The organism is Brevibacillus sp. RS1.1 (assembly GCF_013284365.1).
GTDB classification, from domain to species: domain Bacteria; phylum Bacillota; class Bacilli; order Brevibacillales; family Brevibacillaceae; genus Brevibacillus; species Brevibacillus brevis_D.
In genome coordinates, this window is the sequence record NZ_JABSVA010000005.1 from 284,009 (window position 1) to 310,708 (window position 26,700).

24 protein-coding genes, 1 pseudogene and 2 riboswitches are annotated in these 26,700 nt (G+C 48.7%); of the genes and pseudogenes, 10 read left to right on the forward strand and 15 right to left on the reverse strand.

Annotation, left to right across the window (positions count from 1 at the left end; translation table 11 throughout):
* Nucleotides 1–14: 14 nt before the first annotated feature.
* Nucleotides 15–743, reverse strand: coding sequence for an amino acid ABC transporter ATP-binding protein (locus tag HP570_RS18575; protein WP_217364714.1), 729 nt, complete (start codon nt 741–743; stop codon nt 15–17).
* A 207-nt stretch (nt 744–950) separates the two neighbouring features.
* Here HP570_RS18575 and sppA point away from each other — a divergent pair, with 207 nt between their 5' ends.
* The 6 genes and pseudogenes from sppA (at nt 951) to HP570_RS18605 (ending at nt 5,592) form a co-directional block, all read left to right on the forward strand.
* Nucleotides 951–1,916: a signal peptide peptidase SppA gene (gene sppA / locus HP570_RS18580; RefSeq protein ID WP_173626699.1), complete on the forward strand. Its 966-nt coding sequence runs from the start codon at nt 951–953 to the stop codon at nt 1,914–1,916.
* 29 nt (nt 1,917–1,945) lie between these two features.
* Nucleotides 1,946–2,437, forward strand: coding sequence for an RDD family protein (locus tag HP570_RS18585; RefSeq protein ID WP_064201517.1), 492 nt, complete (start codon nt 1,946–1,948; stop codon nt 2,435–2,437).
* A gap of 117 nt (nt 2,438–2,554) precedes the next feature.
* Complete coding sequence (locus HP570_RS18590; protein WP_254495361.1) at nt 2,555–3,565, forward strand: CAP domain-containing protein; 1,011 nt, start codon at nt 2,555–2,557, stop codon at nt 3,563–3,565.
* 273 nt (nt 3,566–3,838) lie between these two features.
* Nucleotides 3,839–4,257: pseudogene (locus HP570_RS18595) on the forward strand (DUF4280 domain-containing protein); the annotation flags it as partial.
* A 159-nt stretch (nt 4,258–4,416) separates the two neighbouring features.
* Nucleotides 4,417–5,067 (forward strand): hypothetical protein, encoded by a 651-nt coding sequence (locus HP570_RS29680; RefSeq protein WP_254495377.1) that lies wholly within the window; start codon nt 4,417–4,419, stop codon nt 5,065–5,067.
* A 15-nt stretch (nt 5,068–5,082) separates the two neighbouring features.
* Entirely contained in the window at nt 5,083–5,592 is a 510-nt protein-coding gene (locus tag HP570_RS18605) for a DNA polymerase III (RefSeq protein WP_173626701.1), read from the forward strand.
* Between the two features lie 178 nt (nt 5,593–5,770).
* Here the strand turns inward: HP570_RS18605 and HP570_RS18610 are convergent, their stop codons facing one another.
* The 9 genes from HP570_RS18610 to HP570_RS18650 all read right to left on the reverse strand — a co-directional run bounded on the left by HP570_RS18610 (nt 5,771) and on the right by HP570_RS18650 (nt 16,142).
* Entirely contained in the window at nt 5,771–5,923 is a 153-nt protein-coding gene (locus HP570_RS18610; RefSeq protein WP_173626702.1) for a hypothetical protein, read from the reverse strand.
* A 131-nt stretch (nt 5,924–6,054) separates the two neighbouring features.
* Entirely contained in the window at nt 6,055–7,239 is a 1,185-nt protein-coding gene (locus HP570_RS18615) for an MFS transporter (RefSeq protein ID WP_087343485.1), read from the reverse strand.
* Nucleotides 7,240–7,267: 28 nt separating this feature from the next.
* Nucleotides 7,268–9,352 carry an ABC transporter ATP-binding protein gene (locus tag HP570_RS18620; RefSeq protein WP_173626703.1) on the reverse strand — a complete coding sequence of 695 codons (2,085 nt, stop codon included), beginning with the start codon at nt 9,350–9,352 and terminating at the stop codon, nt 7,268–7,270.
* 19 nt (nt 9,353–9,371) lie between these two features.
* A complete protein-coding gene (locus HP570_RS18625) occupies nt 9,372–11,114 on the reverse strand; it encodes an ABC transporter ATP-binding protein (protein WP_173626704.1) in 1,743 nt (580 codons plus the stop codon).
* 135 nt (nt 11,115–11,249) lie between these two features.
* Nucleotides 11,250–11,825, reverse strand: a complete 576-nt coding sequence (locus HP570_RS18630; protein ID WP_015893117.1) for a GNAT family N-acetyltransferase — start codon at nt 11,823–11,825, stop codon at nt 11,250–11,252.
* A 98-nt stretch (nt 11,826–11,923) separates the two neighbouring features.
* Nucleotides 11,924–12,964, reverse strand: coding sequence for an S-methyl-5-thioribose-1-phosphate isomerase (gene mtnA, locus HP570_RS18635; protein WP_087343497.1), 1,041 nt, complete (start codon nt 12,962–12,964; stop codon nt 11,924–11,926).
* Entirely contained in the window at nt 12,961–14,190 is a 1,230-nt protein-coding gene (gene mtnK, locus HP570_RS18640; protein ID WP_173626705.1) for an S-methyl-5-thioribose kinase, read from the reverse strand. Before mtnK ends, mtnA begins: the two co-directional genes overlap by 4 nt.
* Before the next feature lie 133 nt (nt 14,191–14,323).
* Nucleotides 14,324–14,469, reverse strand: a riboswitch (SAM riboswitch).
* Nucleotides 14,470–14,565: 96 nt separating this feature from the next.
* Complete coding sequence (locus HP570_RS18645; RefSeq protein WP_173626706.1) at nt 14,566–15,741, reverse strand: anti-sigma factor; 1,176 nt, start codon at nt 15,739–15,741, stop codon at nt 14,566–14,568.
* Nucleotides 15,741–16,142: a sigma-70 family RNA polymerase sigma factor gene (locus HP570_RS18650; protein WP_254495363.1), complete on the reverse strand. Its 402-nt coding sequence runs from the start codon at nt 16,140–16,142 to the stop codon at nt 15,741–15,743. Before HP570_RS18650 ends, HP570_RS18645 begins: the two co-directional genes overlap by 1 nt.
* 247 nt (nt 16,143–16,389) lie before the next feature.
* A riboswitch (SAM riboswitch) is annotated at nt 16,390–16,566 on the forward strand.
* Between the two features lie 86 nt (nt 16,567–16,652).
* Here HP570_RS18650 and HP570_RS18655 point away from each other — a divergent pair.
* From HP570_RS18655 to HP570_RS18670, 4 genes are read left to right on the forward strand one after another with little or no spacing between them, the layout of a single operon-like run.
* Complete coding sequence (locus HP570_RS18655) at nt 16,653–17,867, forward strand: 2,3-diketo-5-methylthiopentyl-1-phosphate enolase (RefSeq protein ID WP_173626707.1); 1,215 nt, start codon at nt 16,653–16,655, stop codon at nt 17,865–17,867.
* Nucleotides 17,864–18,532: a 2-hydroxy-3-keto-5-methylthiopentenyl-1-phosphate phosphatase gene (locus HP570_RS18660; protein WP_173626708.1), complete on the forward strand. Its 669-nt coding sequence runs from the start codon at nt 17,864–17,866 to the stop codon at nt 18,530–18,532. Before HP570_RS18655 ends, HP570_RS18660 begins: the two co-directional genes overlap by 4 nt.
* A 3-nt stretch (nt 18,533–18,535) precedes the next feature.
* Nucleotides 18,536–19,192, forward strand: coding sequence for a methylthioribulose 1-phosphate dehydratase (locus tag HP570_RS18665; protein ID WP_047073140.1), 657 nt, complete (start codon nt 18,536–18,538; stop codon nt 19,190–19,192).
* 13 nt (nt 19,193–19,205) lie between these two features.
* Nucleotides 19,206–19,718: a 1,2-dihydroxy-3-keto-5-methylthiopentene dioxygenase gene (locus tag HP570_RS18670; RefSeq protein ID WP_015893125.1), complete on the forward strand. Its 513-nt coding sequence runs from the start codon at nt 19,206–19,208 to the stop codon at nt 19,716–19,718.
* 54 nt (nt 19,719–19,772) lie between these two features.
* On the opposite strand, the gene HP570_RS18675 is transcribed toward HP570_RS18670, so the two are convergent.
* The 5 genes from HP570_RS18675 to HP570_RS18695 all read right to left on the reverse strand — a co-directional run bounded on the left by HP570_RS18675 (nt 19,773) and on the right by HP570_RS18695 (nt 26,693).
* Nucleotides 19,773–20,891, reverse strand: coding sequence for a Ger(x)C family spore germination protein (locus tag HP570_RS18675; RefSeq protein ID WP_173626709.1), 1,119 nt, complete (start codon nt 20,889–20,891; stop codon nt 19,773–19,775).
* Nucleotides 20,888–21,988 carry a GerAB/ArcD/ProY family transporter gene (locus tag HP570_RS18680; RefSeq protein ID WP_173626710.1) on the reverse strand — a complete coding sequence of 367 codons (1,101 nt, stop codon included), beginning with the start codon at nt 21,986–21,988 and terminating at the stop codon, nt 20,888–20,890. The genes HP570_RS18675 and HP570_RS18680 overlap by 4 nt, the downstream gene beginning before the upstream one ends.
* Entirely contained in the window at nt 21,988–23,532 is a 1,545-nt protein-coding gene (locus HP570_RS18685; RefSeq protein ID WP_173626711.1) for a spore germination protein, read from the reverse strand. The genes HP570_RS18680 and HP570_RS18685 overlap by 1 nt, the downstream gene beginning before the upstream one ends.
* A 178-nt stretch (nt 23,533–23,710) precedes the next feature.
* Nucleotides 23,711–25,489 carry an acyl-CoA dehydrogenase family protein gene (locus HP570_RS18690; RefSeq protein WP_173626712.1) on the reverse strand — a complete coding sequence of 593 codons (1,779 nt, stop codon included), beginning with the start codon at nt 25,487–25,489 and terminating at the stop codon, nt 23,711–23,713.
* Nucleotides 25,490–25,514: 25 nt separating this feature from the next.
* The gene (locus tag HP570_RS18695) at nt 25,515–26,693 is read right to left on the reverse strand and encodes an acetyl-CoA C-acetyltransferase (RefSeq protein ID WP_172141276.1); all 1,179 of its coding nucleotides are present in this window, start codon (nt 26,691–26,693) and stop codon (nt 25,515–25,517) included.
* Nucleotides 26,694–26,700 lie beyond the last annotated feature (7 nt).

Sequence of the window (26,700 nt, forward strand, 5' to 3'; positions counted from 1 at the left end):
GGTGCCTTTCTTTTTCACGCCAATACCTTGCCCAAGAATGAACGCAAGCGGTCGTTGATGTTATTGCCAAAAACCTCACTGGGTTGACCTTCTGCCATAATGATACCTTGATCCATAAAAATGATTCGGTCGCCCACTTCCTTGGCAAAATTCATTTCGTGCGTCACGATCACCATTGTCATGCCTTCTTTGGCTAAATTTTTGATGACGGCAAGGACCTCTCCTACCAGCTCTGGGTCTAAGGCGGATGTCGGCTCGTCAAACAGCATAACCTTTGGATTCATCGCGAGCGCCCTTGCGATTGCTACTCGTTGCATCTGCCCCCCAGAAAGCCGCTCGGGATACACATCGGCCTTGTCCTGAAGCCCTACCTTCTGCAAGAGAGCCAAGCCTTGCTTGCGGGCTTCTTCCTGAGACATCTTCTTTACTTTTACAGGGGCCAGCATGACGTTTTCCAGCACCGTTTTATGCGGAAAGAGATTAAAGCGCTGAAAGACCATCCCAACCTCTTCTCTTACTTTATTTATATCGGTCTTGGGGTCTGACAAATCATGTCCGTTGATGACAATCTTTCCGCTGCTCATTTCCTCCAGCTGATTCAAGCAACGTAAAAACGTGCTTTTGCCTGAGCCTGACGGACCAATGACACAGACTACTTCCTTTTCTGCTACCTGAGTCGTAATGCCCTTCAACACTTTCAGATCGCCGTAGTTCTTCGTCAAATTCGACACCTGTATAATCATTTGTCTGTCCCCCTATTGCGATAAAACAAGTTTGATTGTGGTTCATCCCCTTTCATTTTACTGCAATAGTCTAAAAATTGCATGAATTTACTATTCGGTGGGTGAATGCAAGCCTCATAGACGATCGACTCCATCCCATTTTTTCCAGTGCTTGTCGCATGCGTAACTATGCTCCCGGCGGCTCATGCTAAGTGTGAGGTGGTTTTCATGCATCGAAAAAAATGGGTCGCTCTTGTAATCGTACTGGCCGTTTTTCTATTAGGGCTTTTGGTGGAAGGTATTTACGGGACTTATACAGATCTCGTCGACCATCCTGGGTTCGCTTGGGAAGAAAATGTGGTATCCGGTTATGGCAACAGCAAAATTGTGCAGCTGTTTGTGAACGGCACTATTTCGGGGCAACAGAATAGTGCTGGGGTGCCTTCGATGACGGAGCTATTGACTGAACAGCTACGCCGAATTGAAGAGGATGAGCTGGTGAAAGCCGTGGTCCTTCGCATTGATAGTCCAGGTGGAGAGGTGGTCGCTACCGATGAACTACACAGACGCTTGCTACGGCTCAAGCAGGTTCGTAATCTTCCCATCGTTGTCAGCATGGGTTCCACAGCAGCCTCTGGCGGCTATTACTTGGCCACGACAGGCGATGCGATTTTTGCCAATCCCAACACACTAACTGGCAGTCTGGGCGTGATTTTCAATCTGTTTAACTATAGTGAGGCTGCGAACAAGCTGGGTGTGCATCAATACGCGATCAAAAGCGGACGCTTCAAAGACATCGGCAGTCCATCCCGGCCACTGACGGACCCAGAACGGCACATTTTCCAAACACTCGTCAACGAAAGCTATAACAATTTCGTCGATGTCATCGTCAAGGGCCGCAACCTCTCCCGTCAACGCGTACTGGAAATCGCTGACGGCCGTGTCTATTCCGGTGAGCAAGCAAAACGCCTGGGACTCATCGATGAATTCGGCGATTTGGAGGAAGCGACACGCTACGCGCTCTCTTTGTCTGGAGAAAAAGAAGTTATGGTCATCCGCTATGCAGACCAGCTCTCCATCAGCAAGCTATTATTCAGCATGAAGCAGTACTGGTCGAATCCTGATCCGCTTGGTCTCAATCGAATATGGGACCGCCAAAGCTCACCTCGCCTCCTGTATCAGTTCATGCCTTAGCCTGTTAAAAAGGAAAGGAGTGGCTTCTCATGAACCAGCTTCCCGACGATGAAAAAGCACATGATCCTGCATCCCATGAGTCCTATCATGAAGCCCATCCACAGCATTCGTATGCAGGCTTCTGGATTCGTGTCGTAGCCTCGCTCCTTGATTCGATGTTCTTGATCGGGATTAGCTACCTCGTTTTCAATCCGTTACGGCGTGTTTTTTCTGTTCCTTACGCCTCTTTTCACTTCATCGATTTGGTAGAGGTTTTGTTTGATCTCCTCTATATGATCTTGTTGACTTGGTGGACCGGACAAACCTTGGGAAAGCTGATCACAGGCATCCGTGTCATCAGTGCCAAGCAGGTGCGAGGCAATCTGACAGGCGGACAAGTATTTTTACGAGAAGTCATCGGCAAATTCGTTGCTTCACTTGTGTTCGGACTGGGCTATCTATGGGTTGCCTGGCACCCACGCAAGCAAGGCTGGCATGATCTGATCGCCAAAACGTATGTCATCCGGGATCGTCGCCCGTAACCTCCGCTCTATAGCGGGGGTTTTATTTTTGCTTCCTTGGTCCCTATTTTTGTAGAGGCTTCCTGCCGATACCATTACCAACAAGGCAGATTCTATCTCAACCGAGGAGGAAGATACATGCGTAAACACAAAGTAACCAGCATCCTCGCCTTGAGCCTTTCGCTGGCTCTACTCGGCCACGTTGCCCCTGTCCTTCCTGTTTCAGCTGCAACGGCTGCCCCTCAAGCAGCAGCCGTTAAAACCAATAACGTCTATAATCTTCAACTAGGAATGAGCACAGCGCAAGTCGAACAAACATTAGGCAAGCCTGCCCGCATTGATCCTAGTCATACGGATGTGGAATGGTGGATTTACAATCAGGATTTGAACAACTACATTCAAGTCGGCATGCAAAACGGCAAAGTTGTGACATTGTTTACCAATGGAGCCAAGCTGAATTTGAAAGGCATCACGATTGGATCTACTACTAAAGACCTACAAAATAGCTGGGGTGCACCGCAAGACACGCTGACGATCATGCCGAGTCTGCGTATCCAAAAGAATACCATTGCTCATCCGACCTATATCCAGAACAATCAAGCGATCACCTTCTCTATCGATCAGCTGGGTGGGAACAAGGTCGCAGGAGTACGCATCTCTACTCCTGAGCATTTTGCCACCATTGCGATTGGCTTGATGTATCCCATTTCCTATACGAAATTACCGGAACTGCCGAAACTGACAGACGCACAGATGAAGCAGGCAACGCTCGCATACGAGAAACAAAATTTGGACTTGCTCAACGTGGCGAGACAACGTGCCAAACTGCCTGTTATCACTTGGGATGAACAAGTGGCAGCAGTAGCTAGAGCACACAGCCAAGACATGGGCCAGCATAACTTTTTCAACCATACCTCCCCTTCTACGGGAAGTCCGTTTGATCGTTTGAAGCAAGCTGGCATTCGCTACAGCTCAGCTGGTGAAAATATTGCCTACGGACAGCTAGATGGGGTCGAAGCCCATATGAGCTGGATGAACTCCGCAGGCCATCGTCAAAACTTGCTCAATCCAAAATTCAAGCAACTCGGTGTCGGTATCGTTATGAAAGATGGCCGCCCGTATTTCACGCAAAATTTTGTTACTCGCTAAGTTTTGCGTGACTGCTTCAAAAGACGACCCTATCCTCAAATTTTTGGGGATAGGGTCGTCTTTTGTATGTTCCATTCAATACTCCTATCCAAGTACCTATAGATGCACGGTGCATTCGAGACTTTCTATCTATTGTTTGTCACTACTTCACATCCGATATCTCAATGTGTGGGTATTTTTCCCTTTATTTATATAGATTGGATATCAGTCATTCATCTTTCAACACAAGCATCTTCCATCTGTATAGGAATCTGCCTGAGAGGAGGAGACTGCATGCCCAATATTGAAGATATCACCGTCCAAAAATCGAATGCGGAACGCAAGAGTTACGTGGTTGTTGGTGCCATTCTATCATGTAGCAACGGCAGTAAGGTAAGTCGGTTAAAAATGCCGTTCAGTCATGGTGTTTTTGTAAAAGGGAAGCCCCAAATGAACATCATGGATTTTGTTCCCAATGTAAACATCATGCCTTTCGGAAAATGCAGTAGCTTAAAAAATCCCGTAGTCGCTTCTGCCACAGCAGCCAACAATGGTGTACTTACACCTATGCCGTGCACACCTCTGACGACAATGCCATGGATCGATGGCAAAGCGGACAAAGTGGTCGGGGAGACTATCCGGCATTGCTGAACAAATCAACCAATATGTGCTTCCATTGTGGACTGATCAAGATTGAAGATGATGGGCAGGATTTGGGTGGGGTGACGATAGGAGTTCAGTCGCTAGCACAAAGCGGGTCGACAGAATCCGGTTTTGGACAAGGACCAGCTTGCGAGAAGCCACAGGAAAAGCCAACTATGTGGGATAACTTCGTGAAAGGAATCTCCAAGTTGGGAGACGTTCCTGCTGCGATGCAAAAGGCGACAAGTGAGCTGCCGGGGGCTTTGGAGAAAGCCGCAAATGATTTGCCGAAGGGTTTGCAAAAGGCGGCAGAGGATTTGCCCAAGGGCGTCAATCTGTTTGTCCAAGAAGGCTTCATAGAACCAATACAGGAAGATTTAGATACGCTGCAGGATGAGGACATCAACCTTGAGGATGCGCTTGCAATCAGTGGGCTTGCCATGCAAGCTCTGACTTTGGGAAGAAGTAAATCCATTAAGGATTTAGTGAGTGCTTTGAGGAAGGGAAAGAAGGCAACGGGTAAACCTCCAGTTCCTACAAAAACCGGTGGGGGGAGCGATCCAAATAATTTTGTAAATGAGCATGCGAAAAAACATATATACGATCCTAGTAAACCTTCCACAAAGAATAGATCCCAGTATGGTAAGGATGTTGATGTAAAAGAGTTGAGAAGGGAAACCATGACCAATCCAGATAAAGCTTATACAAATTGGCCCAATCCTAATAATCCAAATCCAAATAAAATAACGAAATATTATAAGGAATTTGACGGGAATATAAGCACGCCTGACACACCGACAGGAAGTCACAGGGTCTTCGAAAATTTAGATAATCCGAAAAATAGTTCCCATTTTCCTCATGTTCCTAGAGATAAAGAATAGAAAGCAGGTACACAAATGACTATGTTTCTATATCATGCAATATTGCCTGAAGATCATGATCACCATGTTTCAATCGAAGAAATTATGGGTCGAGGAATAAACTATTTAACAAAATCTAATAACTGGTATGGGAATGGTGGGGAGATTAAGTCACAGATAGCTGATATGTTAAAACCTCTTAATGCTCCTATCTGGGTGAACTTTCAGACGGCTATAGGAGTAAACTTAGAGCCTCACAAGCCGAAATCGTTTTACTTTCCTATCTTTACTGATAAAATTTTAGTTTTTGATGGGAATATTACAATGAATATATATGACCAATCATTCTATGAAGATAATAAATTCACCTTTGAAGAGGCGTTGGATTTTGATACTGGTGAATCTCTTGAGCATTGGATCAAATTGTATTGGAATAGTATGATGACACTTGAAGAGTACTTGTTAAAAAAACCTTATCTAAAACCAGAAGTGTTGGTTTTTGAGTCAATACCTAAAGAGATCATAGGCGTATGTGAAAATTCGTAAATATGTGCACCTGCATGCTCTTCAAATCTATAGGAGTTTTGGAAAAAAGGCTTATCGAATACCAAATAAGCTCAATCGCATTTTTTGTAAAGAAAAAGGTACAGTCTCCTCATCTTTTGTGAGTGACTGTACCTTTCTCAGATCAACCGGTCTTTTTTTGTAGCCTCTTTGTCAGTTGCTATGGCTGCGAAGTTGCATTTGTAGTGGCAGGTGCAGGTGCAGACGGTTTCGGAGCCTGGCCGTCATCTGAGAAAAACGGGATGATTACCAGACTGAGCACGAAAAATAAGATCCAGGCAATGCCTCTTCTGAAAATGCATGGTGTCAGCATCGGGTAACCCCTTCCAATCATGCTGTTCTACTTACTATTCATACGCTTCCCTCCTTGATGCCCGTTTATGCTTTTTTGGGCAAAAAATAAAAGCCTCGCCAAAAACTTGGCGAAGCTTATCCTCCTTGTTTTTACCCCTGTTTTTGCAACGGCATTGAATACGTCTGTTCCTGGGTTGCTTTTTGCTTGAAAAACAGGCAAGCTGCCGCGAACACAATGAGCAGTGATCCCATCAGCCAAAAGATCGTCCACGGCTCCCACACGTCCATCAGCAGACCATTCACATTGGGAGCCAAAATACTGGCGACACCAAAATTGACGCCTGCGATAATTCCTGCGGTAGGAACCATCGAGGCTGGTAATATATCTGCCGAAAAAGCCAAGCCCAGCGAGTAAAAGGAACCGACAGCCGCTCCTGCTATGGCCAACAACAGCATCATCAGCCATACGTTTTCGCCTGCAAACGGGAACAGGAAGAAGGCCAATCCCCCTACAAGCGCACACACAAGCATGACCTGCTTGCGTCCGACTCGGTCACTCAATGCCCCCAGCGGCATCTGCAAGATAATACTTCCCACGACAAACGACGGAAGGATCAAGGAAACCCATTCAACGGACAAGCCGGTACGCAAGGCGTAAACGGGAAAACTGCCGTTGAGTGACGTCTCCATGAATCCGTACAAAAACGAAGGAATCAGCGCCAGCCAGGCAAGTCGCAATACAAATGCATATTTGTTTTGCTTCTTTTCCGTTTGTTCAATCTGTGCGGGGAATTCATTTTTGATCCGGGATAATAATAAGAAGGCAATCAGATACAGAACGAGCAAGCTGCCAAAAGGTACCCAAATCCCCAAATGCAGCACGCTTAAGCCTAGTGGACCAACACTAAAGCCCACTCCATAAGCCAACCCGTAAATGGAAAGATCACGTCCACGATTCTCAGGAGCTGCAATCTTCGTCACCCACATTTGGCTTGCATAATGTAAACCACTATCGCCCACACCCATCAGTAAGCGTAATACGAACCAGACTGCCAAATGACTGAACATCGGGATGAGCGCTGTTGCGATCGTCACCAACAGCAATCCCCATAATATCGTGGATCGGTATCCAATGCGCCGCAGTGGGATTTCCAAAAATGGATTGACCATGACCATCCCAATATACAAGGCAGCAGCATTGAGCCCGTTCATCACGGATGAAACCCCTTGTTTTTCCAATAAAACCGTCAGCATCGGGATCGTCAAGCCTTGGCTTACCCCCGCAATACCGACAGCCAAAATCAACACCCAAAAGGTGTAACGTGACTGTGACATGGTGTTGTTTCTCCTCCCTAGCCTCCTATTAAGCACTCTCTACGGAAGCACTCCCCTGCTGAAGCTGATACATTTTTTGATAAAGACCATTTTGCGCCATGAGTTCATCATGGGTACCTCTTTCCATGATTTCACCTCGGGACAAGACAAGAATCTGGTCCGCGTGTTGAATCGTCGACAAGCGGTGTGCAATGATGAATGTCGTCCTACCTTTTGATAGTACATGCAACGCTTCCTGAATGGCTAGCTCTGTTTCACTGTCAATGCTTGCCGTTGCTTCATCCAAGATCAGCATTGCAGGATCAGCCGCCAATGCACGTGCAAAAGAGATCAATTGACGTTGACCTGCGGATAGTGTCATGCCTCGCTCGACGACCGGTTCGTCATATGCGCCCGGCAGCTTGGAGATGAATTCGTCAGCACGTACCGCTTTTGCAGCCCGCTTCACTTCTTCATCCGTAATCGAATTCTTGTACATACGAATATTGAATCCAATGCTTCCCGTAAACAAGAACGGGTCCTGCAAAACGAGGCCGACATGACTGCGCAATGAGTGCGTATCAATCTGTCTCATATCTTGTCCGTCGATTAAAATGCTCCCTTTCGTCACCGGATAGAACCCGAGCAGTAAATTCATCAAAGAGCTTTTTCCCGATCCGGTGTGTCCAACCAGCGCAATCGTTTGACCAGGCTGCGCCGTAAAGGAGACGTTTTTCAAAACGTAATCGTCACCCTGATAAGCAAACGAAACGTTATCAAAGACAACCTCACCACGCGGGCGCTCAATTTGCGCACCAGCTTCTTTTTTCTCCGGCAGCTCATCCATAATTTCAAAGACGCGTCCCGCCGAAATAGTCGCCTGCTGCATTTGCGACAACCGATTCATGATCATGTTGATCGGTTCGAAAAAACGCCCCATATAATCGACAAATGCAAAAAGCGCACCGAAGGAAATCGCACTGTGGAAAGATGTAGAGCCGTAATACCAGACGATCAGGGTCAAGGAAATTTTCCAGATCAAATCTACCGCTGGGCGCAAAAGCAAGGATTCCAGATTGATTTCTTTCATCCGCACCTTGAAGTAGTCTTCGTTTACATCAGCAAACTCCTTTTGTACACCTTTCTCCCGACGAAAAGCCTGCACAATCGTCATGTTCTGGATCATTTCATTGATCGTTGTGTTCATATCACCAAGCTTCGCGCGAATCACTGCATAGTAGCGAGAGCTGTACCTTTGATACACGTAGACTAACAGTACGAGCACTGGCACCGTCAAAAAGCAGAAGAGGGCGAGCTCAGGCTGCAAGAGGTAGAGTGCGATCAAGATTCCAATCAAATAAAGACCGTTCTGTACAAATGTGGCGAGCACACTTACATACAGCTCACGGATGGCTTCTGTATCATTGCTCACACGGGAGACAAGCGCACCTACTGGCGTTTTGTCAAAAAAGGCAACCGGGAGCTTTTGCAAATGGATAAACAGCTTCATCCGCATTTGCTGAATGATGCGCTGTGCGATTTTTTGTAGCCACAAAATCTGGACGTAATTGAATCCAGCGGAGAGCAAGATCAGTGCCCCATAACCTACGGACAGCCAGACAATAGGCAGAACATCCCCTTGGTACATCGCCTTGACTTCCTCTGCGGTTAGCCGAATCCCTGTGGAGGACATCTTTTGACCTGATTGATCCTTCGTTGTTACCTCGCAGCGTTCCCTGCCGTTTTCTGGCGCAATCGGGGTAAATTTCTTCTCCGTATTTGGATTCACCTTGCCAGAAACCAAGTAATAAGTCGTACCTTCTGTCAGCACAGTTACTTCTTTTTGATTGCTCCTGTCCAAAGCAAGTCCTGTCTTTGCAGCGACATCTTCACGAATATAGTTCGTACCGTTCACTGAGGCGACTTGCCCCGCTGTTTGTGGTGGCACTTCGTCCAGCTGATACCAAGGCTTTTGGATCGCCAGGATGTGATTATCAATCATGACCTTGGCTAAAAAAGGCCCCGCCAGCTCTGCACTCGTTCCCAGCAAGAGCAGGAACAATGCGCCTAGTATTTGCTTCTGAAATGGCCTGGCGTACTCGGTCAAACGCCCCCATACATTTTGTTTGCTCATGAAACGTTTTCCCCCTCTCTCAACCAGCCACATCCTGCTCCATTTGCTGACGACGGTACTGCTCTGCATACCAGCCGTTGCGGTGCATCAGCTCGTCATGTGTCCCCTGCTCGACAATCCGCCCCTCATCCAGCACGAGAATCAGCTGTGCGTGCTGTACGGCAGACAGACGATGAGCAGTAATAATGGTCGTTTTATCCGCGCGCTCCTGTCGCAGATGACGAAGGATACTCTCCTCTGTCCGCGCGTCCACAGCCGATAGTGAATCGTCGAGAATCAAAATACCCGCATCCATTAAGAGAGCGCGTGCAATGGAAATGCGCTGTTTTTGCCCCCCAGAGAGGGTGACCCCCTTCTCCCCAACCATGGTTTGCAAGCGCTCTCTGAATTGGGCCAAATCTCTCTTCATCTCCGCAAGCTCCAGCGCATGCATCACTTCCTCGGTCGTCACTTGTGGTTTCCCGAATGCAACATTTTCGGCAATCGTCCGCGAGAACAGCAAATGCTCCTGAGGCACATAGCCGATTTTTTCCCGCAGCGTATCAAAAGCGAGTCCTTCGATCGGGATGCCCCCGATAAACAGGACTTGTTCCTTCATCTGATATTGATGCAACAAGGCACGACACAACGTCGACTTGCCGCTTCCCGTCCTCCCGACAATCCCAAGCGTCTCTCCTTCACCCAAACGAAACGAGATGTCGGTGAGTGCTGGCTTGTCAGTGCCCGGATACGTAAAAGAAAAATGGCGTGCTTCTAGGGTATTGGCGATTTGGCTCGTGACTGGATTCGCTGCTTCCGTCACATCTGGCTGCTCCACCATTAGCTCTGTAAAGCGTTTGTGGGATGCGCCACCGCGTTGCAACACATTAACCAGCCAACCAAAAGCGAACATCGGCCAAATTAAAAGTCCCAGGTACAAATTGAACGCAACCAAATCCCCTAAGGAGATAGCACTAGTGAACACCAAATACGTGCCATAGCCCAGCCCGATCAAAAAGCTGAAGCCAATAATAATCGCGATCGTCGGCTCAAACAGCGCGTCAATCCGTGAAACGCTCACATTTCGCTCCAACGTTTTTTCACTGACCCGGCGATATGCCTCGATATCGGCCTTTTCCTGAACAAATGCTCTCAATACCCGAACGCCCGATACGGATTGTTGAACATGATCATTCATCTCTCCGAAAGCTTCCTGTGCCAAATAAAAGCGATCATGCAACAGCTTTCCATAGTACGCCGTTGACCAAGCCAAAAACGGCATCGGGATCAGCGCAGCCAGTGTCAGCTTCCAATCAATCGCGGTCACCATGACGCCTAGCGTTAACACGGTCATGAACAACGCATCAACAAGCGTAAGCACCCCTGTACTCGCCGTTTGTTCAATGGCAGGAATGTCGTTGGTAGCCACGGCCATCAGATCACCACTGCGTTTGCGATGAAAAAACGACGGGGTCATTCTGGTCAAATGGGCAAACAATCGCTCACGTAGCGTTCTTTCCAGAATCAAGGCTCCCCCATTTAACAAGTACCGCCAAAGAAACCGCAACCCATACAAGCTCACACCCAATACGAGCAAGATGACCACTGTTTGCGTCAAGTCAGCGTCCGTCAGGGAGCTGTTGCGAATCGAATCCACCGTATCCCCGATTAATTTCGGCGGCCATAGCATGAGGACATCGATGACAAACAGCACAGAGATTCCAATGACGTATCGCTTCCAATAGGCACGAAAAAACCAAGATAATTGCCGAAGTGTCTGCATGTAAATCACCTCTATTTATTTAGACCTAACAGCACGACTAAAAAAGGGCTTGCGAATCACGCGCAGCCCTCTTGATCTGTCTTCACCATCGTAATTTACAGAATTTTCATTGTCAATCAATGCATAAAGTTCAATCTAAGATTTTTTATCGGTTTTCCAGTCAAGCCATTCCTCTTTTAGCAGGCTGTAAGTGGCATGATCCACGTAATGATCGTAAAGGAATTCATTCCGGCGAAGTATCCCTTCCAGTTGAAACCCTAATCGTTCCGGGATCGATCTGCTCTTGTGGTTTTCCGTAGCAGCCTGAATCGTTACTTTTTCCAAATCCCATGATCCAAAGATTAACACGTCCAAGTAGGTCGCCACTGCTTCTGTCATCAGGCCCTTTCCCTGAAATTGCGCACCCAGCCAATAGCCAATGGACGTCTTTTTGTTGATCCAATCCACTGTATGTACGCCGACTGTACCAGCCAGACGTCCTTGGTACCAAATACCGTAGTGGATGCCGCGATTATCGTTGTACTGATGAATCGTCGCTTGGATGAATTGGCGAGAATCCTCTACCTTCTTCGTATAATTCAGCCACGGCAGCCATTCCATAAGATTCTCCCGGTTCGAATCCGTAAGCAAAAATAACTGCTCAGCATCAGCTAATTCTAATTGTTTCAAGTACGTATCTTCATTGATGGCTATCTGTTGGATCGTTTGCATACGAATCTCCCCTTTTCTTGGATATTTTACTGGAAAACGCCAAAATGAGCAAAAAGCGCCCGCCAGCAACAATAGGCGAACGCATATAAAAATGTCTTTTATTTTTTGCTATTGCCGATCTCTTCCGGCTTGAAAATGCCTGTCTCGGTAACGATCGCAGTAATGTACTTCGCTGGCGTTACATCGAACGCAGGATTGTACACCTTGATATCGTCTGGAGCTACCTGTTTGCCCAAGCCATGGGTAATTTCCTCAGCTGGACGCTCTTCAATCGGAATATCTGCGCCTGTCGGTGTGTCCAAATCGACGGAGGACAAAGGAGCTGCCACGTAAAAAGGAATGCCGTGAGCTTTTGCCAATACCGCTACCCCATACGTACCGATTTTGTTGGCGACATCGCCGTTCGCTGCTACGCGGTCTGTCCCCACGATGACAGCCTCTACTTTTCCTTGGGACATGACCATCGCCGCCATGTTGTCGCAGATCAGCGTCACATCAATCCCTGCTTGCTGCAATTCGAATGCAGTAAGACGAGCGCCTTGTAGAACAGGACGGGTTTCATCCGCGTACACCTTCAGGTTCCAACCGCGTTCCTTTGCCAAATAAAAGGGAGCAGTAGCCGTACCGTACGCTGCTGTAGCCAATGCCCCTGGGTTACAGTGCGTGAGAATTCCCATACCGTCATGCAACAGAGTGAGCAGATGCTCCCCGATGGTCCGGCATACTTCTGCGTCTTCCTTTTGAATCGCCAATGCTTCATCGAGTACTGCCGCCTTCAACTCGGCAATCGACGCACCGCTTGCTTTTTCAACACGAGCCTTAATGCGATCCAATGCCCAGAACAGATTCACTGCTGTCGGACGGGACGAGCCCAGGTAGTCTGCCTGCTGGTTCAATTCCTGCCAAAACTCGTCGTAGTTACTCGCTTCACTGCCACGAATGCCCAGGTAGAGCCCGTAAGCTGCCGCCATGCCAATGGCTGGTGCGCCACGCACTTCCAAGCGTCGGATGGAACCCCATACTTGCTCGGAGGTGGTCAAGTTCAAATAGATTGTTTCTACTGGCAGACGCGTCTGGTCAAGCAGGACCAATGCGTCATTCTCCCACTTTACAGGTGCCAATTGAGTGCTGGTTGTCATACTGCTGTAGCCTCCTGGTAGTAGCGTTCAGTTATTGTGCGTACGATGTCCGTGATATCTGTCGATTCCTCGATGCCGCCGCGACCGAGAATCAGCGCTTCTCCAATCGAGAGAGCCAGACGCTCTGCTTCTGCGCGAGTCTGGTCGTCTTCGATGGCATTCAGGTCCGCTACGCCTGCCAAGCCAATGACACGACGCAAGATTTTGCATCCGGCATAGCCTGCTGTATCCTGAATCAGGCGCTTCACGTAGCTTTGCCACAGTCCTTCGACATGGGCGCTGCGCTCTTTGGCGTGCTTGTGCCAGAGTTGAACGAATTGTGAAACGAATTCATTCCAGACATCCTCGACTGTTTCCAGTAAGTATTCGCGGTACGCTTCCCGTTCTCCTTGATCTTTTTGCAGACCGTGCTGTCCTGCGTAGTTGAGCAGCAAATTGGCAATAATCGCCCCAATGTCAAAGCCGATTGGGCCATAGTAAGCGAACTCTGGATCGATTGCTTTTAGGCTGTTTTCCGTGATGAAAATACTTCCAGTATGCAAGTCACCATGCAGCAGCGCCTCCGATCGCGTAAGGAAATCGTATTTCAGCTTGGCGATTTCCAGCTTCAGCGGCCTATTGTTCCAGATCGCCTCGACTTCGCGGCGGATCAACGGGTTGAAGTCGTTGGTAGGCGCATTTTCATACGGATCGGTAAAGACGAGATCTTCTGTGATTTTGCATAATTCTGGATTTATGAATGTTCCGACTAGCGTTTTTTTATCGTATGGATGTGCGCCCAGATCGGATGTGAAGAATAACGTTTGCGCGAGAAAACGGCCAATCTGCTTCGCAAATAGCGGATACCGCTTTCCTTCGATCAACCCTTTACGCATGATGATGTGGTCCCCGACGTTTTCCATGACGGTCAACGCAAGTTCCCCATCGAAATGATACACCTGTGGCACCAGGTCTGGAACGTATTTGTGCTGAATCCGGAGTGCCTCGCTCTCGATGCGAGCCCGATCAATCGTAAGCGGCCAAGATTCCCCCACAACGCGGGCAAAAGGCAGTGCTTGCTTGACAATGACGCTCTTACCGGTTGCTGGCTCTTGAATGTCAAAAACCAGATTGAGGTTGCCATCCCCGATTTCTCGGCTGGTCAGCTCTGCTCCTTCGCTAAAAAGACCCGGTATTTCTTTTACGTACTCCACTGCTTCCTGTTCAGTCAATGCGCGATATGCCATGATTCCAAAACTCCCCTCTACGTATTTTTCCTCTATCTCTACTTGTTTTGTTTGTGTCATGAGAGCAAAAAAGACCTCTTTTCCCGAAGAAAAGAGGTCGCTGTCGTCACGTGTAAGAACCGTGTTGATGTCCCCCTTATCTTCCAGACCACTTTTGTTTCTGCAGGAATTAGCACCGTGCATGTCGCCTGTTAATCAGTCGCTTTCTCGCGTCTGAATGGCGTCATGTCGGTTGCCGGGTATCATCGGGCCAGTCCCTCCACCTTCTCTGGATAAGGTATCCAAAACGTATTCGGTTTTTGATTTAGTTTGAATCATACAACCAACGCTTCCACGATGTCAACACCCTTTTGTGCAAAAATTCGCACCTTGCTATCAATAGCTGTATTGTGTTCCGGATGCCGCAGGTCGCTCCCAATTCCACCAGTCTACCTTGCCTAAAAACGCTGCTGTTATCGACTTTTCTGCCTTGAGCTTCAGCAGTTCTTTCGTAGGTCCGGTGAGGACGGCTCCGTAAATGCGAACCCCGTATTTCTGTATGTGACTGTATCGCTCTGCAATCTGTATATCTCTGCCAGGGAGTAAGGATTTTCCGATATCACGAGCCAGTTCCTCTTGCTCTGACAAATAACTCATCTCCTCCAGATAGTTTGCGATTACTCTGTCCCCAGCCCCTTTTTTATATACACCACCGTAATCCATTTCTCGCTGGGCAAATCCCCACACTTCCCCGGAACCAAAAAGCACATCTCCGCTTTCAGCTTGCTTGAGCTCTACCCCTGTATCTATTGCAAGCCAGACTGTATCTTGACCTGAAGAGGTAACATGGCGGGTAACCAGCTTATAATACTCCTGGTACGTCAGAAAGTGGTCAAAAGATATCGCAAGCTGCGAAACCGTTCCTTCGGGCAGCTTCTCCATTGTCGTCCAGGCAGCTGAGGTGAGAGACATGGTATCCTCCGTTTCCTCCTCTGCCGGATAACGGAAAAACAACTTTTGCTCCCTGACCCCGTTCGTCCATTGCGGCTTGGCATTCACATTCCACAGCACATTCGTACTCTCAAAACGACCCGCATTCTTTTCCTCTCCCCCAACCCGCTCGCTTAGTTCCATGCTGATGTTTCCGTACAGCAATCCGACCTGTGAACCACTCCCCCCCACTCTCACACCTGGTTGAGTAAAATTGACCATCGACTTTGCAACGCGGAACAGATCTTCATGCATCAGCGACCCCACCCAGCCATTCAGAATCAGCAACACAACACCGGCCAGAAAGGGAAGCCCTATGGTGAATCCTGCGTTGGACAACCGATTTTTCCATTTCCCCCGGCGAACAATGGCACGCTGTTTTTCAGCTGACAGTGTTTCAGACTGTTTGGTTTTCGCGTTGTCCTCTTCTGTTTCTTCCCCCAACAAAAGCCTTTCCAATCGCTGTGCGTACTCTTCGTCAGCGGCTATTTCTTCCTCGAATTGTTTCGAATCCTCTGCCGTCATTTCTCCACGCAAATAAGCAAGCAGCCTTTGCTCACGTTGATTCTCGTCCGTGTTCATCACTTGCTTTCCTCCCTCCACAACTGCCGCATCTTTTGTCGTCCCCGAAACAAGGAGCGCTTGACGTCTGCCAGCTCGATTCCGAGTACCTCTGCCATTTCCGCGTAGGAAAACTGCATGGCGGACAATAAAATGACCTGTCTCTGCTTTTCCGGAAGTTGCTCCAAGTAGTCATGGGCCACTTCCCACAGCTCTTTGTTCACGACATGCTCTGCCGGATCAACCGCCGATTGATCACATCGCTCCGGCAGGGCTTCCACAAACGCAAAGCGTTGTTTTGTCTTCTTGCGATAAACATCCACGAAAGCGTGATAGGCCACCTTGAACAGCCAGGGCCGTACTTTTTCCCCACGGTAGTCGTCCAAGGAAGAGAAGGCGCGACAAAAGGTTTCCTGTGTCAAATCCTCTGCCAGCCTCTAATCTCGTGTCAGCCGGAAAAGATAGCGGTAAATATCGTTTACATGCAGCTGGTACACATCCTCCAGACCTACTTTCCCAAGCCGTTCACACCCTTTCACCCCTTACCACGAAGGAATTGTAAAAAAGTTTCATCTTCGTCTCATTTTTCTAATAATCTGCTGCACATTCTCTGCAAAAACAAGGATTGACTCCTGACAATGAACGTCATATCATGGGGGAAACGAATAACTCTTATCGCGAGCTGGCTGAGGGACTGGCCCTATGATGCCCGGCAACCGGCGCTATACCATGAATCGTACGCTCATCATGCGTACCTTGGATAGCGAAACGGTGCTAATTCCAACGGATAAGAGTCGAGATCGAGCAATTTTGGCTCGTTTCGGCTACTGACCCGAGAGATGAGAGGAGACGAGACGCTTTCATAGTCGACAACCGCCTCCCCGCTCAATGGGGAGGCTTTTTTTATTAATTCAAGGAGGATTAGGCGTACCATGAGTGAACAACGTATCCTCGTCACCTATCTCACCCAAGCAAAAGACTTGAACAAAAAAGCGCAAGCCATTGCTGTCGGCATGACAGTCGGTTCCTGGACAGACCTGCCGCTTGCCAAGCAAGCTGAGCTAGCGCCGTATCTCGGTGAAGCTGTGAGCGCGACACCGCTTGCGACACTGGAAAACGGTGAAACACGTGGTCTGATTACCGTTAGCTATCCGACTCGCAATTTTACAGCGGACATTCCATCCTTGTTAACCGGAATATTCGGCAAACTATCGATGGATGGCAAAATCAAGCTCATCGACATCGTTTTCCCTGAATCATTCCTACAGGCTTTCCCTGGACCGAAGTTCGGCATTGATGGTCTGCGCGAACGTTTAGGGGCACATAACCGTCCGCTCTTGATGAGCATTTTCAAATCGTGCCTGGGTCTCCCTTTCGACGATCTGAAGACGCAATTCCGAGCACAAGCCTTGGGCGGAGTCGATCTCGTGAAAGATGACGAAATCTTCTTTGCAGATGACCGCGCTCCTTTTATCGAACGGATCAAAGCGTTCAAGCAGATCGCACAGGAGACCGAAGCCGAAACTGGCAAGCCCGTCCTCTATGCAGCCAACCTGACTGGACCTGTGCATGAGCTGAACGAAAAAGCGAAGCGTGCGGTAGAGGCGGGGGCTGACTGCCTTTTGTTCAACGTGCTGGCCTTTGGCTTCGATGCCCTGCACCGTTTGGCAGCCGATCCTGATGTACACGTACCGATCATGGCGCATCCAGCATTGGCAGGCGCATACTATCCATCACCTGACTACGGCATCGCCACCCCGCTTTTACTCGGTACGTTGATGCGTGTAGCTGGGGCGGATTTGGTGCTTTTCCCATCCCCATATGGCAATGTCGCTCTGGACAAAACAGAAGCGTTGCAGCTCGCGAAGCATTTGACAGACCCACTGAATGGTGTACGCCGTTCTTTCCCGGTTCCGTCTGCCGGCATTCATCCGGGGCTGGTTCCACAGCTGTATCAAGACTTCGGACTCGATCAAATCGTCAATGCAGGAGGCGGAATCCACGGTCATCCCGGTGGAGCAACCGCAGGAGCGAAAGCATTCGTTGCTGCGATTGATGCAGTCACCGCAGGCCGAACATTGGAAGAAGCCTCCTCAGAATCACAAGAACTGGCGATCGCCCTGGAAAAGTGGGGTGGCGCACGATGAGTAAGAAGCTCGTCCTGTTCTGCGATTTCGACGGTACGATTACCGAAAAAGACAACATTGTAGCGATTGTCCGCAAGTTCGCTCCCCCTGAGTGGGAAGCCTTGACGGAGCAAATCCTTTCGCAAAAAATAAGCGTTCAGGAAGGGGTTGGCAAGCTGTTTCAGCTCTTGCCCTCCTCCTTGCGCCAGGACATTATTGATTTTATTGTCCATGAAGCGACCATTCGCCCGGGATTTGCTGAATTCGTGAGCTATTGCCGCGCAGAAGGCATCGAGCTGTTGATCACGAGTGGCGGCATCGACTTTTTCCTGGAGCCTATCCTAGCACCCTTCGATCTTGCCGATGTTCCGATCTACTGCAATGGCAGTGATTTCAGCGGAGAACGCATCACCATTACGTGGCCAAACGCTTGCGATGAACATTGCACGAACGGCTGCGGCATGTGCAAGACGACCATCATCCGCCGTTACGATCCAGCAACCCATTTCCGCATCGTCATCGGCGACTCCATCACTGATTTGGCTGGAGCCAAAATCGCTGATTATGTGATTGCCCGTTCCTTCCTTGCTGACAAGGCAGAAGAGCTGCAATTGCCGCATAGCAAGTTTGCCACGTTCCACGATGTGATTCGCATTTTACAGCAAGTCCAACAGGAGGTCGTCTAATTCATGACTGCAACACTCGAACAACGTCTGGATGCCTTTCGCCGTCTGGATGACGCCAAGCTGACATTTGCCCGCCGGGACTGGTTTCCCGGCACCAGTGGCAATCTCTCTATTAAAATACAAAACGATCCCTTGCAATTTGCTGTAACGGCAAGCGGCAAAGACAAAACCAAGCTGTCCCCCGAAGATTACCTGGTTGTGGATCAAGACTCTCGTCCGGTGGATGAAACTGCTCTCAAGCCGTCCGCAGAAACGCTCATCCACGCCGTCGTCTACAAAACGTTTCCGAAGGCAGGGGCTTGCTTCCACGTCCATACCGTATGGAATAATCTCATTTCCGAGCTGTACTTTGGACAACGAGCTTTCTCCATTCAAGGACAAGAGCTGATTAAGGGACTCGGAATCTGGGAAGAAAACGCGCGCATTACTGTTCCGATTGTTGAGAACTTTGCCGATATTCCGACCTTGGCTGCCGCCATTGAAAAAGTAATCACACCAGAAGTTCCCGGCGTACTCATCCGTAACCACGGTATCTACACGTGGGGCGGCAATGACTTCGAGGCCAAGCGCCATCTGGAAGCTTTTGAATTCCTATTCGAGTATCACGCCCGCTGGCTGCAATTGCGCCAAGCAGTCGTGTCCACTACAACCACCAATTAAGGAGGAATAAACGATGGCACAAATTCGTTTTCACGACAACAATGAGTACATCTCCGCACCCGAGGAAGTTGTCTCCTTCCTGGATACCCAAGAGATCATTTACGAAAAATGGGGCGTGGATCGCCTTGATCCCAAGCACCGTGATAACTACAGCCCGACAGACGAGGAAAAACAAGAGATTCTCGACACCTTTAAACCAGAAATCGATGCAATCAGCCAACGTCGCGGTTACTTGACAGCGGACATTATCGTTCTTTCTGACAAAACGCCTAACCTCGACGAGCTGTTGGTAAAATTCAAGGGCGAACATCACCACACAGACGATGAGTGCCGCTTCTGCGTTGATGGTCACGGTATCTTCGCCATCAAAGGGAAAGATGGTCGCTACTTCGACGTTGAGCTGGAGCCAGGCGATCTAATCTCCGTACCACCGAACTACCGCCACTACTTCACCCTGATGGACGACCGCAAAATCAAGGCGATTCGCCTGTTCGTCACTCCTGCAGGCTGGGAAGCTATCTATTAAATAACGAACCCCCTTGGCATTTACTGATTGCCAGGGGGTTTTGTCTTTCACCCTTCACTTTATGACGCCATTTCCCTTGATTGATACGTCTGGCTTGATTTCAACTATGGCATTGGAAAAAGCCTTCGTCCAATCATCCTCTACCTTTTTATATTCCTTATATTCATAGGCACGCGCATAGAGACCAAACCCAAACGGGTCTATACCGGTTTCCTGGCATTTCTTGATTAACTTCATGTAATCCTTCTGTAACTCGTCACTGATCATTCGCTCCATCTTTTTGTAGTCCTTTTCCATGTTGAACGGAAATATTCGCTCCGATATGGACACTCGCAACTTGAAATGAACGTCAAAATGAAATCGACCGTTCTGATAGGTTGTTTTTACTTTTTTTTGGACGCCCTTGATAAAAAAACTGATCCTGTCTTTCGAAATTTGTTTGTGATCGTTCGGTTCTTTAATCGGGATGGTGACGGACAGTTCCCCTTGTTTTCCATAGAGCAGCGTTTGCAAAAGAATCGAATCCCGCGGTTCTATCGAGCCTGCGTACGTTCCATTTTCTTTTAACAAAGTCGTCCCTGTTACCTTGACTGCCCGCTTTTCTTTCTTCAACCCAGTCAAGCTAGGTGTCATCCCTTTTTCAAACATTTGCCGATGGAGCTCCTGCACCCTCGTCTTTACCGTCAGATTTCTGGCATTGGCTGTGTCGATCAGCGTTGTTACATGCATGGACAGACGAGGCTTGTCCTTTGGTTTATAATCAAACAACTCATGCAATGGACCATCAAGCACAGCCATACGTGCGTTGACACTGAACTTTGCATCCCGAAAAACGACATCTAGCAACCGAAACCAGTCTGGGTGAGCCAGCAGCTTTTTCCCTATCACAAACACCTGAATTTTGCCTGCTTGGGTCAAGCCTGTCACTCGCTCATCAAAGCCCATTCTCGACTCTCTAATGGTAGATGACCGGATACCATATTCCTCAGACTTTTCCTTTGCCTCCCGACTGAACACCGGGCTTGAAATATACATGAGAAGCTCGTTTTTTTCATTCAAATCCATTCCGATCATCAGCGATAAAGTGGTATCTTCCAAATTGATTTGATCCCTGCAACCTGCCAACACGGTTACTAGCAAGCTCAATAACAGGACCTGAGCAAATGCCCTCATGCTTTTTTCCCCCCTTCTGCTCGTTTCGATAGCCTGATCGGCCCCCAAGCCAGTAAAGGAAGCGCATAAGCAAATCCCAAGCCTGCGTAGCTCCAAATTTCTGTCGATTTCTTCAGATCAACAAAGGATGGCGTATAAAACCATAGCACCCCTGGAACCAGAAGAAGGAACAGACGCAAATGCTTACGGTGATCCTTCATGCCGAATAACTGACTGGATGAAAAGACACAGAAATAGGTGTACGGCATTGCAGTCGTTGACAATATAAACAAATAAGAAGAGAGAAAAAGAATATCGACGCGTTCCAAAAAGCGGAACTCAATGGCTTTCCATAAATTGAGCGTAGGCCATGTATACTGCGTAATTTCATCGGGACTAAAGTAAGCGAAGGAAACGATGGTGACAGACAAATACACAAGTAACGTCATTGTATTCGCAATGACAATGCCGATGGACGCATATTGCTTTTTTTGAAGAAAAGGGTAAGCGAAATAACCAAACTCAAATCCAAGAAAGGAGAGTACCGTTGTTTTACTCGCTTCCCATATCGGGTGCCAGCCATCCTTGATTACTGGCAGTAAGTTTAACCAATGAACCTCTCGATAAGCCGTCGTGAGAACAAAAGGTATCCAAAGTGTAAGATAGAACACGAGCTCGGCGTACCTTCCAATAGCGCGAACCCCTCCCTGGAGGACGAGATAGGTCGGCAGCGCAAAAAGGAACACCACGACATATGCGGGTGTCTGAGACAGTAGCCACACATTAATGATTGCCGTGGCGTTTATCAGCAAAACGAACGCCGACATCCCACAATAAATGGACATCAAAGCAATAGCCGCACGCCCGAACCACTTGCCCAGGATCAATGGAAATATATCAATGATCGTCTTCTCCGGGTACTGCTTCATCATGTTCGTGATGACGAGACTAATTAGCGTTGCCGCAAGCCATCCGATCAAAAGCGATATCCACCCGTCAGTGCTCGCCTTCTCCGCCAATTCTCTGGGAATCGTCAATACTCCGATCCCTACTTGTGCCCCATGGATGAGGAGAATGTACTGGAGGACGCTCAATTGGTTGTACGTATACTTTTGCATCACCCATCCTCCCTCGGCCGATTATTTCCTTGTCTTTGGTCCTCAATCGTGTGGGCTGACAGGGGACGATCTTTCATTTTCCACAGTGGCAGGCGGATAAATAAATCTTTCCAGTCCCCGAAGCGCACAGGGGCAAGAGGACTTCCATAAGGAACACCTAATGATTCCAGCGTAATCAGATGGCCGATCAATGCCATCAACCCGACAATAATGCCAACAAAACCAAACATCGCTGCGAGGATCATCATGAGAAATCGAATAAGCCTAACTGCCGAGGCCATATCGTAGTTCGGGATAATAAAGGATGAGATCGCTGTAAATGCAACGACAATCACCATAATATTGCTCACAATCCCCGCTTGCACGACCGCTTGACCAATCACGATACCCCCTACGATACCAACTGTTTGTCCAATAGGAGCCGGCAAGCGAATTCCCGATTCCCGCAGCATTTCCAGTGTGAGCTCCATAATGAATGCTTCTAGCAAGGGAGGAAAGGGAACCTTCTCCCGGGATTCCCCTACCGATAAAATCAAATCCAGCGGGATGACTTCATAATTGAAAGAAATCAAAGCGATATAGATTGCAGGTAAAAAAGTAGCAATCAAAAATGCTAAATAGCGAAGCAAGCGAATAAACGTGGCAACAGGCCAGCGAGTACCATAATCGTCAACATTTTGAAAAAAGGAAGCGAAAGTAGCTGGACCGATCAATACACTTGGAGAGCGATCAACAACGACAGCAATCTTCCCTTGCAAGATGTGAGAGGAGACTGTATCCGGACGTTCCGAAAACAAAAACTGTGGAAACATAGAGTAAGGATTATCCTCGATATACTCCTCCAGTTCAGACGCATTGAGAATCGAATCAACCTTGACCATCTTGAGCCGATCCTCCAGCTCCTGTAATACTTCCGGATTCGCCACATCAGCCAAATAGATGATCGAGAGCTTTGCAAGGCCTCGTTCTCCCAACCACATTTCCTTTATTTTTAATTCGCGGTTGGGAATATAGCGGCGAATGAGAGCAATGTTCATCGAGTCCGTTTCGACAAACCCTTGGTGTGCTCCCTTTAACGCAGCCTCCAATTGCGGGTCTTCTATCGCCCGCTGTGGCCATCCATTCGTTTGAATCACAAGCACTTCTTTTCGACCCTCGATAAACAAAAGGCTGCTTCCAAGCAAAATCTCGGTTTCTACTTTCCGAAAGTCGTAGGCAACGGATACCTTTCCGACAGATAACAGATCCAAAATACTCGATGTCTCACCATCCGGTTGTGACAAAAGTGGACGAAGCACATTGTTGTTAATCGAGTTTTTGTCAACCAAGCCATTCAGGTAGACGAGGGTAACCATGCCCTCTATATGCTGGCACGCAAACGTCCGAATGACCAAATCGGGTGTCAGCGTAAATATTGCATTCAGCTCCGCAAGGTTATCACTTAATCGTTCACTGATCTCACGGACATGGATGGGCTCACTCGAGTGGCTCATCCTGTCTTTGACAGATGTCTTTTTTCTTCTCAGCCACCCTCTCATCGCCATCTTCTACAGCTCCCGCCCTTTTACGAAGTATGTTCCATTAGCGTTCGTGAGAGCTTCCCAAAATATGCATGCAACTTGGCACATTCTGCCGCTGAATCGAACAAGAATGGAAACGTGCGTAAAATGCAAAAGGAGCAAAGCTCAATGCTTTGCTCCTTTTCCTATCTACTGTTTGGAACTACACCACATATGCCCCCGCTTCGATCACGCGGTCTGCAATTGACCGTTTGAGTGCCACTGTGTTGATCGGCGTGCGGCGGGTCAGCTTTTTCAAGATCGACAGGCGCAGACGAAGCTCGTCGCCCTCTTCCATCGCCGCCAATGCTTCCTTGGCCCAGCCTTCGATACGATCGAATGCCTCATGTACATAGACAGCGGTCATTTCCAGCTTTTGCTGCTCGGCTTCGATGCCTTTTGCCGACACTGCTTTCTCTGTCCGCTTCACGATGCTATCCATTGCGTACAGCTCGATCAGCATGTCAGCCGCGAATGCCAAGAGCTCCTGTTCTTTGGACATTTCCTGTTGGTATTTCATCAACGCAGAGCCAGCCACCATCAAAATGATTTTGCGCGTGATGTTGATCAGATGCTTCTCCATAGCCAGGGGTGCATCCTCAATCTCTTCTGGATAATAGCTCATCAGATCTGCTTGCAGACTGCTTGCTGCTTGCAAGAGCGGCAATTCACCTTTCATCGCCTTTTTCACGAGCGTATCCGGGATGAGCATGCGATTGATTTCGTTCGTTCCTTCGAAAATGCGGTTAATCCGCGAGTCACGGTACATGTTCTCGATCTCATACTCGGACATAAAGCCGTATCCACCGTGGATTTGCACGCCTTCGTCCACGCAGTAATCCAAAACCTCAGTGGCAAATACTTTATTGATCGAGCATTCGATCGCATAATCCGCAATTGCCTTCGCAACCTCCGCGCCATCATCCGCTTTTTCACCCAAGCGAGTGAGCGCTGTATCGAACAGACCCACTGTGCGATAGACGGAGCTTTCAGCCGCATACGTTTTCACTGCCATGTTTGCCAGTTTGTTTTTGATTAAAGGAAAGTTGGCAATTGGCGTTTTAAACTGCTTGCGCTCTTTTGCGTAGTTGGTCGCGAGTTCCACCGCTTTTTTCGAGGAGCCAACTGCGCCCACCGCGAGCTTGTAACGACCTACGTTCAAGATGTTGAACGCGATCACGTGACCTCTTCCAGGCTCACCGAGCAGATTATTTACCGGCACAGGTACATCTTGCAAAATGACCGTGCGTGTCGAGGAGCATTTGATCCCCATCTTCTTCTCTTCCGGTCCAAACGAAACACCTGGGAATGTGCGCTCAACGATAAAGGCAGTAAATTTCTCGCCATCAATTTTCGCGTATACGATAAATACATCAGCAAAGCCAGCATTCGTGATCCATTGCTTCTCTCCGTTGAGAATATAGTGCGTGCCATCTGCGGAGAGAGTCGCTGTCGTTTTCGCACCCAGCGCATCTGAGCCAGAGCCTGGCTCAGTCAGGCAGTAAGCTGCGATTCGTTTTCCAGACGCCAGATCAGGCAGGTAGCGCTGTTTTTGCTCCTCGTTTCCAAAGTACACAATCGGCAGTGAACCGATACCGACATGGGCGCCGTAGCTGAGCGCAAAGCCGCGAGCCAGCGAGAACTTCTCTGTTACGAGTGCAGTGCTGACTTTATCCAGCCCCAGTCCCTCGTACTTTTCAGGAACGTCTCCAGCCAACAGACCGAGCTCCCCTGCTTCCTTCAACAGACGAACCGAAATATCAAATTGATGGTTTTCAAGCTCTTCCAGATGAGGACGAACTTCATTGTTGACGAAATCCTCTGTCGTCTTGGCAATCATCTTTTGCTCTTCGGTGTACTCTTCTGGCACGAATACATCATCAGCTGAACCTGCATCGATCAAAAAGCTTCCACCGCGGATCAAATCTTTTGTTTCTGCCATTATTATCCCTCTCCTTATTTTAAAATTAGATCATTTCAAAAACGCCAGCGGCTCCCATTCCACCACCGATACACATCGTAACGACTCCGTATTTGCCGCCTCTGCGCTTCATTTCATTCAAAAGCTGGACTGTCAGCTTGGCACCACTGCAACCGAGTGGATGCCCTAATGCGATTGCCCCACCATTTACATTGACCTTTTCTGGATCGAGTCCCAGCTCGCGAATGACGGCAATCGATTGGGAGGCAAACGCTTCGTTTAACTCAAACAGATCGACATCCTCCAAGCTGATTCCTGCCAGCTTCAATGCTTTTGGAATCGCAACAACCGGACCAATCCCCATGACATCAGGGTCTACGCCGCCAACCGTAAAGGAGCGGAACTTGGCAATCGGCTCGACACCCAGCTCGGCTGCCTTTTCGGCAGACATCACGAGAACTGCCGCCGCGCCATCGCTCGTTTGCGAGGAGTTTCCTGCCGTTACGCTGCCTTGCACATGAAAGACTGGTCTGAGCTTGGCGAGTGCCTCCATCGTCGTGTCCGAGCGCGCCCCTTCATCCTTGTCGAAAACACGTTCCTGGACGTGAACCTTGCCAGCTTCATCGACAAAATGCTGCTTGACTGTCAAAGGTACGATTTCATCCTGAAATTTCCCTGAAGCAATTGCGGCCGTCGCACGCTGATGGCTTTGCAAAGCAAAAGCATCCTGATCCTCACGAGAAATGTTGTACCTCTTCGCCACTTCCTCAGCCGTATGCCCCATGCTCATGTACGCTTCCGGCTTCGTTTCTACCAGAGTCGGATTGAGTGCGATTTTGTGACCGAGCATTGGCACCAGACTCATGCTTTCCACCCCGCCAGCGACTACTACATCGGAGCTGCCGACCATGATTTGCTGAGCAGCGTAAGCAATCGTCTGCAAACCGGAGGAGCAAAAGCGATTGATCGTGATCCCCGATACATTTGTCGGCAATCCGGCGCGCAGGCCGATCAAGCGAGCCATATTCATGCCTTGCTCAGCTTCCGGTACAGCCGTCCCTATGATGATATCCTCGATATCAGCCGGATCGAGCTGTGGTACGCGGCGCAACAGGTCGCTTACAACTGCAGCTCCCATATCGACTGGGTGAAAATCCTTGAGACTTCCTTTTTTCGATTTACCGATAGCGGTGCGGGCGCCCGCGACAATAACTGCTTCTCTCATCGTTATC

Coding starts and splice junctions, on each gene's coding strand:
- HP570_RS18575 (WP_217364714.1), bottom strand. CDS start 743: ATGATTATACAGGTGTCGAATTTGACGAAGAACTACGGCGATCTGAAA.
- sppA (WP_173626699.1), top strand. CDS start 951: ATGCATCGAAAAAAATGGGTCGCTCTTGTAATCGTACTGGCCGTTTTT.
- HP570_RS18585 (WP_064201517.1), top strand. CDS start 1,946: ATGAACCAGCTTCCCGACGATGAAAAAGCACATGATCCTGCATCCCAT.
- HP570_RS18590 (WP_254495361.1), top strand. CDS start 2,555: ATGCGTAAACACAAAGTAACCAGCATCCTCGCCTTGAGCCTTTCGCTG.
- HP570_RS29680 (WP_254495377.1), top strand. CDS start 4,417: ATGCAAAAGGCGACAAGTGAGCTGCCGGGGGCTTTGGAGAAAGCCGCA.
- HP570_RS18605 (WP_173626701.1), top strand. CDS start 5,083: ATGACTATGTTTCTATATCATGCAATATTGCCTGAAGATCATGATCAC.
- HP570_RS18610 (WP_173626702.1), bottom strand. CDS start 5,923: ATGCTGACACCATGCATTTTCAGAAGAGGCATTGCCTGGATCTTATTT.
- HP570_RS18615 (WP_087343485.1), bottom strand. CDS start 7,239: ATGTCACAGTCACGTTACACCTTTTGGGTGTTGATTTTGGCTGTCGGT.
- HP570_RS18620 (WP_173626703.1), bottom strand. CDS start 9,352: ATGAGCAAACAAAATGTATGGGGGCGTTTGACCGAGTACGCCAGGCCA.
- HP570_RS18625 (WP_173626704.1), bottom strand. CDS start 11,114: ATGCAGACACTTCGGCAATTATCTTGGTTTTTTCGTGCCTATTGGAAG.
- HP570_RS18630 (WP_015893117.1), bottom strand. CDS start 11,825: ATGCAAACGATCCAACAGATAGCCATCAATGAAGATACGTACTTGAAA.
- mtnA (WP_087343497.1), bottom strand. CDS start 12,964: ATGACAACCAGCACTCAATTGGCACCTGTAAAGTGGGAGAATGACGCA.
- mtnK (WP_173626705.1), bottom strand. CDS start 14,190: ATGGCATATCGCGCATTGACTGAACAGGAAGCAGTGGAGTACGTAAAA.
- HP570_RS18645 (WP_173626706.1), bottom strand. CDS start 15,741: ATGAACACGGACGAGAATCAACGTGAGCAAAGGCTGCTTGCTTATTTG.
- HP570_RS18655 (WP_173626707.1), top strand. CDS start 16,653: ATGAGTGAACAACGTATCCTCGTCACCTATCTCACCCAAGCAAAAGAC.
- HP570_RS18660 (WP_173626708.1), top strand. CDS start 17,864: ATGAGTAAGAAGCTCGTCCTGTTCTGCGATTTCGACGGTACGATTACC.
- HP570_RS18665 (WP_047073140.1), top strand. CDS start 18,536: ATGACTGCAACACTCGAACAACGTCTGGATGCCTTTCGCCGTCTGGAT.
- HP570_RS18670 (WP_015893125.1), top strand. CDS start 19,206: ATGGCACAAATTCGTTTTCACGACAACAATGAGTACATCTCCGCACCC.
- HP570_RS18675 (WP_173626709.1), bottom strand. CDS start 20,891: ATGAGGGCATTTGCTCAGGTCCTGTTATTGAGCTTGCTAGTAACCGTG.
- HP570_RS18680 (WP_173626710.1), bottom strand. CDS start 21,988: ATGCAAAAGTATACGTACAACCAATTGAGCGTCCTCCAGTACATTCTC.
- HP570_RS18685 (WP_173626711.1), bottom strand. CDS start 23,532: ATGGCGATGAGAGGGTGGCTGAGAAGAAAAAAGACATCTGTCAAAGAC.
- HP570_RS18690 (WP_173626712.1), bottom strand. CDS start 25,489: ATGGCAGAAACAAAAGATTTGATCCGCGGTGGAAGCTTTTTGATCGAT.
- HP570_RS18695 (WP_172141276.1), bottom strand. CDS start 26,693: ATGAGAGAAGCAGTTATTGTCGCGGGCGCCCGCACCGCTATCGGTAAA.